At 68.5% G+C, this 9837-nt stretch carries 8 protein-coding genes; 6 read left to right on the forward strand and 2 right to left on the reverse strand.

Going from position 1 to position 9837, the window contains the following annotated elements; all coding sequences use genetic code 11:
- Positions 1-225: 225 nt before the first annotated feature.
- From CRP55_RS51205 to CRP55_RS51215, 3 genes are all read left to right on the forward strand, one after another.
- Positions 226-1437, forward strand: a complete 1212-nt coding sequence (locus CRP55_RS51205; RefSeq protein ID WP_097321559.1) for an IS110 family RNA-guided transposase — start codon at positions 226-228, stop codon at positions 1435-1437.
- A 120-nt stretch (positions 1438-1557) separates the two neighbouring features.
- Positions 1558-2904, forward strand: a complete 1347-nt coding sequence (locus CRP55_RS51210; RefSeq protein ID WP_097329393.1) for a ferredoxin reductase family protein — start codon at positions 1558-1560, stop codon at positions 2902-2904.
- 5 nt (positions 2905-2909) lie between these two features.
- A complete protein-coding gene (locus CRP55_RS51215; RefSeq protein WP_097329394.1) occupies positions 2910-3338 on the forward strand; it encodes an SRPBCC family protein in 429 nt (142 codons plus the stop codon).
- Here the strand turns inward: CRP55_RS51215 and CRP55_RS51220 are convergent.
- Positions 3308-5383 carry a glycoside hydrolase family 15 protein gene (locus CRP55_RS51220; RefSeq protein WP_097329395.1) on the reverse strand — a complete coding sequence of 692 codons (2076 nt, stop codon included), beginning with the start codon at positions 5381-5383 and terminating at the stop codon, positions 3308-3310. The two genes, CRP55_RS51215 and CRP55_RS51220, sit on opposite strands and share 31 nt — an antisense overlap.
- 129 nt (positions 5384-5512) lie before the next feature.
- Between CRP55_RS51220 and CRP55_RS51225 the strand changes: the two genes are divergently transcribed.
- Positions 5513-6562: an aldo/keto reductase gene (locus CRP55_RS51225; RefSeq protein WP_097329396.1), complete on the forward strand. Its 1050-nt coding sequence runs from the start codon at positions 5513-5515 to the stop codon at positions 6560-6562.
- Positions 6563-6664: 102 nt separating this feature from the next.
- On the opposite strand, the gene CRP55_RS51230 is transcribed toward CRP55_RS51225, so the two are convergent.
- Positions 6665-7234: a TetR/AcrR family transcriptional regulator gene (locus CRP55_RS51230; protein WP_097329397.1), complete on the reverse strand. Its 570-nt coding sequence runs from the start codon at positions 7232-7234 to the stop codon at positions 6665-6667.
- 76 nt (positions 7235-7310) lie between these two features.
- Here CRP55_RS51230 and CRP55_RS51235 point away from each other — a divergent pair, with 76 nt between their 5' ends.
- Together CRP55_RS51235 and CRP55_RS51245 are read left to right on the forward strand one after the other, a co-directional pair.
- A complete protein-coding gene (locus CRP55_RS51235; RefSeq protein ID WP_097329398.1) occupies positions 7311-8102 on the forward strand; it encodes an SDR family NAD(P)-dependent oxidoreductase in 792 nt (263 codons plus the stop codon).
- 1437 nt (positions 8103-9539) lie between these two features.
- The coding region (locus tag CRP55_RS51245) for a transposase domain-containing protein (RefSeq protein ID WP_179855727.1) at positions 9540-9837 on the forward strand (298 nt) is incomplete at its 3' end.

Genomic DNA, 9837 nt, shown 5'->3' on the forward strand with positions numbered 1-9837 from the left:
CTCTCCATAAGGTTGTTGATCGTCTGGGGTTGATGCTCCGGATGCCCGGGAACGGCGGGGTGTGGCTGATGTCTCTCTGCCGTTGGGTGGTTCCGAAGGAGTGGCCGCCCTGCCGTTGCCGATGGCCTGGCTGCTGATTGAGATCTGCGTACGTCGCTGTTTATGGAGCTGCTGGCAGTGCCATCGACGGGGTTGAGCTGTGGTTAGCAGGGGAGGTTCAAGCTGGTGAAGGTCCGGGAGTGGATCTGGGTCGGGATCGATGTCGGCAAGGCGCATCACCACGCGTGCGCGGTCGACGAGACCGGCAAGGTGGTGTTCAGCAAGCGGCTGGTCAACGGGCAGGCCGAGATCGAGGCGTTGATCGCCCGCGCGGGCAAGGCCGCTGGACGTGTGCGCTGGGCCGTGGACATGACGTCGGGTAGCGCCGGGCTGCTGCTGGCGGTACTGCGCCATGCCGGCGCGGAACTCGTGTACGTGCCCGGCCGGCTGGTTAACCGAATGGCCGGCGCTTTCGCCGGTGAAGCCAAGAGCGACGCCAAAGACGCGTTCACCATCGCCGAAACAGCCAGGCTGCGCCACGATCTGACGCCGATCACCGAGCCGGATGTGCTGATCACCGAGTTGCGGGTACTGACTGCCCGCCGCGAGGACCTGATGGGTGACTGGGTGCGTGGGGTCAATCGGTTGCGGGAGCTGCTCGCCTCGATCTTCCCGGCCTTGGAGGCGGCATTCGACTACTCCACCCGCTCGGCGCTGGTGCTGCTGACCGGCTTCCAGACTCCCGATGGTTTGCGCGTGGCCAGCGCCGGCCGGGTTGCTGAGCATCTGCGCACCGGCGGCGCGTGGCCCAAAGGCATCCCGGCGATGGTCGACAAAGCCCTCGCCGCGGCGGCTGCGCAGACCGTCGCGCTGCCTGCCGAGGCCGCAGTGGCGCCGCTGATCGCGCGGCTCGCCGCCCAGCTGCTCGATTTGGACCGCGAGATCAAGGACCTGGACAAGCAGATCACCGGCACCTTCGGCGAGCATCCCCACGCGGCGCGGATCACCAGCGTCCACGGGTTCGGGCCGATCCTGGGTGCCCAGTTGCTGGCCGACACCGGCGGGGACTTGCTGGCCGCGTTCGGTAGTTCGGCCCGGCTGGCCGCCTACGCCGGCCTGGCTCCGGTCCCGCGTGATTCCGGACGCGTGCGCGGCAACCTGCACCGACCCAAGCGGTACCACCGTGGCCTGCGCCGGGTGTTCTACCTCGCCGCGTTGTCCGCGATCAAACCCGACGGCCCATCGCGCGTCTTCTACCAGCGCAAACGCGCCGAGGGGAAACTCCACACCCAGGCCCTGATCGCCCTGGCCCGCCGCCTGATCGACGTCATCTGGGCACTGCTGCGCGACGGCCGCGAGTTCCATTCCTCACCGCCGATCACGGCGAAGGCGGCTTGACACGGTCATTGAAACTCCTTCCGGTCCCGGGTGCCCGGGCGTCCGGCAAGTATTGCCGGAGCGCGCCACCTTTCGTTCGGGTGATTGCGCACACCACCCATTCACCGCTACCTGTGAGCGATGAGTGCCGACACTGAGCGCGCGCTGAGCCGACGATTCGGATCGGTGCTCACCGCGTACGTCCTGCTTTGGACGTTTTTGATCCTGAACCTCGCGATCGTCGAGCTGATGTTCCTCAATCCGGCGACGCCGGCGCACAACACGCTGACCTCGATCGGGCGTTTCCTCGGGCTGCATCTCGCTTTCGTCATGGCCCTTCAACTGCTGCTCATCGCGCGGCTGCCGTTCCTCGACCGGCGGATCGGGATGGACCGGCTCACCACCTGGCACCGGTGGACCGGATTTACGATCTTCTGGCTCGTGGTGCTGCATCCGACGTTCGTGCTGCTCGGATATTCGCGCCTCGACCACATCTCGTTCCTCGCCGAGATCCCCAACCTGGCCGAACAAATGCCGGTCCTGCTGGGCATGATCGCCGCCGGCTTGGTGGGGATAATTGCGGTTTCTTCCGTACGCTTGGCTCGCCGCACCCTGTCCTACGAGGCCTGGCACGCCGTTCACCTGCTGGTTTATGTGATCGTCGTGCTGGCGCTGATCCATCAGGTGTACGAAGGGAGCGCGTTCAAGACGAACGGATTCACCCAGCTCTACTGGTGGGGCTTGTGGGCCTTCGCGATCGGCGCCCTGATCACCGGGCGGGTCGTCGTCCCCCTGGTTCGCAACCTGCGGCACCAGTTGCGGGTCGCCGCCGTGATCTCCGAGTCGCCCGACGTCGTCTCCGTGCACGTCACCGGCCGTGACCTCGAAGGGTTGCGGGCCCGCCCCGGCCAGTTCTTCCTGTGGCGGTTCCCCGGTCACAACCGGTGGTGGCAGGTGAACCCGTTCTCACTCTCCGCCGCACCGGACGGTCGCTCTCTGCGCCTGACCGCGAAGGGCATCGGCGTCACCAGCGCCGGCCTGCGCCACCTGCCGCTCGGCACGAGGGTGTTCGCCGAGGGCCCGTACGGCGCGTTCACCACGACACGCCGCGTCCGGGAGAACGCGCTCCTCATCGCCGGCGGCATCGGCATCACCCCGATCCGCTCGCTGCTGGAGGACGAGACCCTGACCGGTGACATCGTCGTCCTCTACCGTGCGCGCACCCCGGCCGACGCGGTGCTGCTCCCGGAGTTGCAGAACCTGGCCCGCATGCGCCAGGCCCGCCTGCATCTGCTCACCGGCCGTACGGGCGAGGGGAACCAGCCTTTCAGCGCCGGCAACCTGCTCGGCCTGGTGCCCGACATCGCCCAGCGCGACGTCTTCGTCTGCGGCCCGTCCGCGATGACCACCGCCGTGCTGCGCAGCCTGCGCCAACTCGGCGTCCCGGCCCGCCAGCGCCACGCCGAGACGTTCCGCCTGGCAAGCTGAGGCCCATGGCATCGGACACCGCCCACCTCGCCGAACGAATCGACCGCCCCGCCGCCGAGGTCTACGAGTACGCCTCGAACCCGGCCCACCTCCCCGACTGGGCTCCCGGCCTGGGCAAGGGCGTCGAACAGACCGACGGCGACTGGTTCGTCCTCACCGACACCGGCCGCATCAGGGTCGTCTTCGCCCCACGTAACGACTTCGGCGTCCTGGACCACTGGGCCACGTTCCCCGACGGCCAGACTTTCCTGAACCCGCTGCGCGTGGTCCCGTACGGCGAAGGCTCCGAAATCGTCTTCTCGGTGCGCCGGGCCCCCGGCACTTCCGACGAGGATTTCGCCCGAGACACCGCCTTGGTCCAGGCCGACTTGACCCGCCTCAAGCAGATCGTGGAGTCCCGCGCTCACGAAACAGGCGATGAATTGGACAGGTAGCGGTCGGCGACCACGTCTGGGGTGTCGAGGACTCGGCCGGCGGCCAGGTTTTGGGCCAGGCGGATGTATTGGGCGTGGGACCACACCAGCGGAGTGGCCGAGTAGGTCGGGGTGCCGGGGATGCGGCCCGGTGGCGGGTTCTGGTCCCAGACCTGTTCCGGGAGCATGTTTCCGGGGCCGGTGGCCCGGGCCATCGTGGCCAGGCGGGATCGGGCGGTGCGCGGGTCGCCGGCGGCCAATTCGTAGTCGCCTCGTTCGCCGCTCAGCAACGGCCAAGCGCGGCCGTGAGTCAGCAGGGAGTCGTCGGGGAGGTTGTACTCCCATTGCGAGCCGTCCTGCTTTTCGCCGAAGCCGTCGAAGGACGCGCGGTGCCAGAAGAAACCATTCCGAGTTGGTACGCCCAACTGGGCGTCCACCACGCGCAGGGTGTTGCGGATGTCGGGGTCGTCGGCCGGAAGCGCGCCCAGGCGTACCAGCTCCAGGAATGACGGGTCGACCACGCGGCGCTGGTCCACGTTTGAAGGGCCGCTGTCACCGATGTTGTAGGTCGTTCCAGCGTTCGGGTTTCCGTCCTTTGTCAGGCGCAGGAAATACGGCTTCGGTGAGTACGGGCCGGTGGACGTCACCGTCCACGACTTGACCCGGGCGCGCCACTCGTCGGCGGTGGCCAGGTAACGCTCGGCGGAAGTGGCGTCGCCGTTCGCCCGGGCCAGGGACGCGGCGCAGACCAGGCCGGCGATCTCGGTGGCGATGGTGTTGGGGGAGTAGCCGGACTGGTTCTCCCAGCGTTCCTGCGGCGTCGCCGGCGCCTGCTCATAGGACAGCAGGAAATCGGCCGCGCGCTTCACATGGGTCCACGTTTCCGCGTCCGTACGGCCGAGCCGATAGGCCAGCACCAGCGGCAGCGCCACCTCGTCGAGTTGCAGGCCACCCCACACCGGTGTGCCGTCGACCTGCGAGTTCTGCGGGAACGAGCCGTCCGGTTTCTGCTGCACGTCGAAGAGGAAGTCGAGGGCGCGGTTGGCCCCGGCCTTGTCGCCGGCGGCGATCAGCGCCACCGCGATCTGATAGAGGTCACGCGACCACACCAGGTGATAGGGGCCCGAGGGATCGTCGGTGCCGAAAGCCCACGGTGCGGCCGGTGCGGCCACGTAAGCGCCCGGATTCGCCTTGTCCTCGCTGGCCGCCAGCACCATCGCCGAGGTGCGGTAAAGGGTCCGCTCGTGGCCACTCAGACCGCGCGGTGGGGGCTTCAGGCCTTTCAGGTACTGCTTCCATCCGTACGCATAAGAACGCGCGACCGACGTGAAACCGCGACCCAGGGATTGCGACGCGGCCGAAAGGGCGCCGGAGGGCGAATCGGCGAAGCCGAGAGCGATGGTGGTGTGCCGGTGGCCGATGGCGGCGGTCTGCACGAGATTGCCGGCCGCGGCCGTCGTGTAATGCCAGTCCATGCGGCCGTCGCGCAGATCGGTGGGTCCGTCGCTGACACCGGCGAAACCGTTCGACGTCGCCTGGAAAGGCGGTTCCGCCGCGAGAGCGCTGGAGATTCCGCCGTCGGTGGCGGTCAGCGCGCGGCCCGATGTCGACCCGGTGTCGCCGCCGCGGGAGTTGCCGAGCGCGGGGTCGTAAATCGCGTAAAGCTGCCCCGTGCCAGAGAAGTCGGTCCGGACGAGGACTGTCGAACGCTGCGGATCCACGGTGTAGGAGGCGACGAGCCGCCACGTCCGGCCGGAGAGGGTCTGCCGGAAGCTCAGGCTGTCCGGGTCGCTCTGCGAAGTGGTCACCCGGGAGGGCGCCGAGATCCGGTGGCCGTCCGTGACGACGAACGACAGCGCCCGGGCGCTCGGGCCGCCGATCGTCGGATAGAAGATCTCGCCGAGGCCGCCCTCCTTCTGCACGGTCGCCCAGACCCGGCTCGCCGCCGTCCGCGACGTCAGGAAGCCTGATTTGTCCGCGGGAAGGTATTGCTCGTCAACGCCCGGCGCGCCGGGGGCGAGCGTGAGTGCGGCGGTGAGCGCGACTGGCAGCAGCAGTGATGACATATCGACCGACCTCCATCACTTGGTATACCCCTGGTAGCCGGGTCGTGCACGCTGAGCGTTCCGGTGGACAGGCCGCCCGCGGAGGGGAAGGCTGGTCAGGGCTACACCGAACCGGAAAGAGGTATGACAATGCAGTACCGGCAGCTCGGCCGCACCGGCCTCCGGGTTTCCACCTTCACCCTGGGCACGATGGGCTTCGGCGGCACCGGTTGGGCCACCCCGGTCGGCCAGATCGACGTGTCCGGCGCTCGTGAGCAGATCGCGATCGCCCGGGACGCGGGTGTCAACCTCATCGACACCGCCGACGTCTACTCGGCGGGCCTGTCCGAGGAGATCCTCGGCGAGGCGCTCGGCTCCGACCGCGACCAGGTGCTCATCGCGACCAAGGCGCGCATGCCGATGGGCGACGGGCCGAACGACGCGGGCCTGTCCCGCCACCACATCGTGCGGGCGGCCGAGGCCAGCCTGCGGCGGCTCAACACCGACTACATCGACCTCTACCAGGTGCACGAGTGGGACGGGCACACCCCGCTCGAGGAGACCCTGACCGCGCTGGACGACCTGGTGCGCAGCGGCAAGGTCCGCTACATCGGCTGCTCGAACTACGCGGCCTGGCAGATGATGAAGGCCCTGGCCATCTCCGACGCCCGGCACCTGGAGCGTTTCGCCAGCACCCAGGTCTACTACTCGCTGCAGAACCGCGACATCGAGGCCGAGATCGTCCCGGCCGTCGTCGACCAGGGCCTCGGCATCCTGGTCTGGAGCCCGCTGGCCGGCGGCCTGCTCTCCGGCAAGTACCGCCGCGGCGTCGACGCCCCGGCCGGCAGCCGTCACCTCACCGAGTGGAACGAGCCGCCGGTCAACGACGAGGACAAGTTGTACGACACGATCGAGCTGGCCGTGAAGATCGGCGAGTCGCACAACGTGTCGGCGGCGCAGGTCGCCCTCGCGTACATCTCGCAGAAGCCGGGCGTGACCTCGCTGATCGTCGGCTCCCGCACGCCGGCCCAGCTGCGCGACAACCTGGCCGCGGCCGACCTGAAGCTGACCGCCGACGAGGTCAAGGCCCTCGACGACGTCAGCGGCGAGCCGCTGCGCTACCCGTTCTGGCACCAGCGCAACACGAGCTCCGACCGTCTCTCGGCGGCCGACCTCACCCAGATCCAGCGCCACCTCTGATCCCTCCACACCCTGTGCCCGCGGCCATGTGGCCGCGGGCACAAGTGCGTAGGCCCGTGCCCGGCCCGGGGTCAGAAGCGGCCGGCGTCGGAGATCGTGAACCTATGAGGGATCAACGATCACCGCCAGCATCCGGGCGACCCGCGCCGCCAGCAGCTCGGGGTCGGCCTCCCGCAGCCCGGGAGTGCCGATGATCCGGCGCATGAGCCACGCGCCGGCCAGCAGGGCGAGACCGAGCTCGGCCCGTTCCCCCGCCTCCGGCCCGTCCAGCGCCGCCTCGAAGCGGGCGCCCACGTGCCGCCCGATCGCCGCCCGCATGATCTCCGCCGCCTTGGGGTTGGCGGCCGACTTGAGCAACAGCTCGAACGGCCCGAGATGCTCGGCGTCGGCCGCCGTGCGCGCCACGAGAGCGCGGGCCGTGTCGCCGGCCAGGTCGCCGGTGTCGCCGGGGACCATCGTGGGCCGGGCGAAGACGAGGTCGACGACCTCGGTGAACAGGCCCTCTTTGGAGCCGAAGTAACGGTTGACCAGCATCGCGGTCACGCCGGCCTCGGCCGCTATGTCCCGCACCCCCACGCCGTCGTAGCCGTGGCGGGTGAAGGCCACGATCGCCGAGTCGAGGATGGCCTGCCGGGTGGCGGCCGCGTTGCGAGGACGTGTGCTGCGCGTCATAACGAGTAAGTCTACAGGTGGCAACTTAACCGCCGTAGTCTACGTGTGTAGACAAACGTCATCGAGGAGAGATTCCATGGATCTGCAGCTCACCGGGCACCGCGCCCTGATCACCGGCTCGACCTCCGGCCTGGGCGAGGCCACCGCCCGCCTGCTCGCGGCCGAAGGCGCCGAGGTCGTCATCCACGGCCGCAGCGGCGACCGGGCGCACGAGGTCGCCGACTCGATCGTCAAGAACGGCGGAAAGGCCACCATCGCCCTGGGTGACCTGGGCACCGACGCGGGCGCCGACCAGGTGGCCGCGGCCGCCGGTGACATCGACATCCTGGTCAACAACGCCGGGGCCTACGAGCACCTGCCCTGGGCCGAGGCGACCGCCGACATCTGGCTGCACACCTACAACATCAACGTCGTTTCCGGCGTACGGATGATCCAGCGCCTCGTTCCGGCCATGCGCGACAAGGAGTACGGCCGGGTCGTCACCATCGGCGGCGGCCTCAGCATGCAGCCGTTCGACAACCACCCGCACTACAACGCGTCCCTGGCGGCCCGGCACAACCTGGCCGTCTCGCTCGCCCGCGACCTGGCCGGCACCAAGGTGACCTCGAACGTCGTGGCCCCCGGGGCCATCCTCGTCCCGGCGGTCCAGGAGTTCCTGACCAAGCTGTCGCCCGAGCGCGGCTGGGGCGACACGTGGGACGAGATCGAGTACAACTCGGTCCGCGAGATCGTCCCCAACGACCGGGTCCGCTACGGCCGCCCCGACGAGATCGCCGGCGCCGTCGCCTACCTGTGCGGCCCCTACGCCGAATACATCAGCGGCGCGACGATTCGTGTCGACGGCGGCACGGTCCGCGGCGCCTTCTGATCCCTCGCCGTCACCGGCCGCCACAGTCGAGGCAAAGACAGGCGGCCGGTGACGACGAGCCGGTTGACCCGGAACTTGCGGCAAGCTAGCCATGACCAAGAGCTGGCGGCAGATCTTCCCCCACGCGCAGCCATCGCGAGCCAAGTTCCTCATCGACGGCGAGCTCGGCAGAACGATCGAGACCGCATTCCCCTATGACCGCGAACTCGCCGGAGACATCGCTCGACGTCCTCCGCGAGGCGACCGGCAGTGGCGTCGAGGTCCGCGGCCTGATCTGGGACAACCCGTTCTACGAGGAAAAGGTCGCGAAGCCGAATCAACACGACGTTCCACGCGGACGGACATGCGTTCTATTCCCGAAGCTTCGAAGCCGTAGCTGAAGGCGCTGGCCGCATCGGTGACGAACAGCGATGGGACACAGGACAGTCGTCACCATGATCGTGAGGGCCTTGGCTCGCGCGGCGCCTTCGCCGGGCCCCGGCCTCCTCGACCTCGAGCGGTCAGCGGGGTTTGCGTCACAAACGTCAGGTCGACCCACCAAGTGCACACCTTTGCCGATGTGAGTGCGTTCATGGATTGGCGGGGGCCCTGCCGAATTACCCTTTCATTCGCCGCCACATTCTTCGTTGCCGGACCTGCTCTTCTCGCGCTCCCAGCGATTAGTCTCGAATGGCACCGTGGGATGAATCATTTGCGGCTCGCCTCGGGCGGTGGTGACACCACCAAACTCGCGATTCCGGCGTCCCCGACGACGCAATTACGCGGCCCGCGCGCGTGACGCTACATGTGCGCTGTCCGCCCGGGCCGGGCCGAAACGTTCGATTCAGAACGACGCCAAAATCACCCACGGCCGAGATCCACGGCAGACCCACAGATCCACACCGACTGACGGATTCGCCCGGCGCGCCGACCTCCGCTCGACCAGCCGGCTCGGCCCGCACGGCCTTCTCGACCTGCACAGTCATCTCGGCTCGGCCCGCCGGCTCGGCCCGCCAGCTCAGCATGGTCAAGCCCTCGGCCCATCGGCTTGGTCTGGCCCGTCGGTTCGGCTTGGTCCGCAGACTTGGGCCGGCGCGTCGGTTCGGCTTGGCCCGTCGGCTCCGCCGGTGCTACCGCTTCAGCCTTCACCACCGGCTCGGCCCGCGCTGCTACTCCGGCCGCGGCCGGCTTCTCCGCACGGCCGTCGAGCCCCGCCGGCGGCACGCCGTCCGAGTGCCCGGCAGCCACCGCCTGGTCAGCCGAGCGGCCCAGACTAGGCCGCCGCATCCACTCGATGTCGTCATCCCAGATCAGCGGCGGTATCCGCTCGAACGAATCGTGCAAACCCAACTCGCCGCACACCCGTGAACAGCCATGCAATCGGCACAGCTTCAACGCATGACGCCGTTTAAGTCCAATGGCGCTTCTTTAGTCCAATGTTGTCTATGATCTCTGGTCGTGGCTGGGGCGACGAGGGTGGTCAAGGCGGCGCGGGACAGGTTGCCTGACCGGGTGGCTATCGGGGTGTTGACTAAGACGTTCCCGCCGGAGTTGGTGGATGCGGTCATCGACCAGGCGAAGGCTCGTGAGCTGCGGAAACGGTCGTTGCCGGCCCGGTTGACGGTGTATTTCACCCTGGCGATGTGGTTGTGGCGTGAGCATGGTTACGAGGAAGTGCTGCGGCAGTTGATCGACGGGCTGGGCTGGTCCGGGGCCGGCCCGGACGAGACGGATGTGGCCTGGTCCGGGTCTATCA

This window comes from Paractinoplanes atraurantiacus (assembly GCF_900215205.1).
GTDB classification, from domain to species: domain Bacteria; phylum Actinomycetota; class Actinomycetes; order Mycobacteriales; family Micromonosporaceae; genus Actinoplanes; species Actinoplanes atraurantiacus.